The 758-nt window shown below is 62.0% G+C and carries 1 protein-coding gene; it reads left to right on the top strand.

What is annotated here, in order from left to right:
* Nucleotides 1–54: 54 nt before the first annotated feature.
* On the top strand, nucleotides 55–758 hold a 704-nt coding region (locus tag A5692_RS03300), incomplete at its 3' end, for an acyl-CoA dehydrogenase family protein (protein ID WP_255396984.1).

Raw genomic sequence — 758 nt, 5'->3', positions numbered from 1 at the left:
AACGGCGAGAAGTGGTACACCTCAGGGGCGTCCATTTCTCAGCTGGCACTGGTGATGGCCAAGACCGATCCCGACGCCCCTCGTCATCGGCAATACACCACCTTCTTGGTGGAGCTGCCCAACGCGGGTTTCGAGATCGTCCGCAATATCCCTATCATGGGCGAATCCGATATCCCCACCTACCAGGGCGAAATCCAGATGGGCCACGCCGAAGTGCGCATCAACGACCTCGTTGTCCCCCACGAGAACATTCTCGGCGGACTTGGACAGGGCTTTGCCATGGGCCAGCATCGCCTCGGCTACGGCCGGCTGCGGCACGGCATGTGGAGCATCGCGAAAGCCCAAGCAGCGCTTGACATGGCGGCCGCGCGGGCATGTGAAAGAGTCACCTTCGGCAAACGGGTGGCTGATCGTCAGGGAATCCAGTGGATGCTCTCCGACTGCGCCGAGAAGCTTTACATCACCCGGCTGATGATCCTGCACCTGGCCTACAAAATGGAGCACGGGCACGACCTGCGCATCGAGAACTCGATGGCCAAAACCTATATCGCCAACATGCTGATCGAGGTGATCGACACGGCGTTGCAGATACACGGGTCCTTGGGCTACACCCACGACCTGCCGTTGGCGGCCTGGCTCTCAGAGGCGAGAATGAGCCGCATCGTCGACGGCCCCGATGAGGTGCACCGGTGGACCGTCGGGCGCAACGTCGTCAAGGCTTACGAAGCGACCGGCACCACGGCGACCGCAGCAGGCGG

This window comes from Mycobacterium sp. E342, assembly GCF_001667665.1.
Lineage (GTDB): Bacteria > Actinomycetota > Actinomycetes > Mycobacteriales > Mycobacteriaceae > Mycobacterium.
Note: the sequence above shows the minus strand (reverse complement) of the source record. Positions and strands in the feature narration are given on the sequence as shown.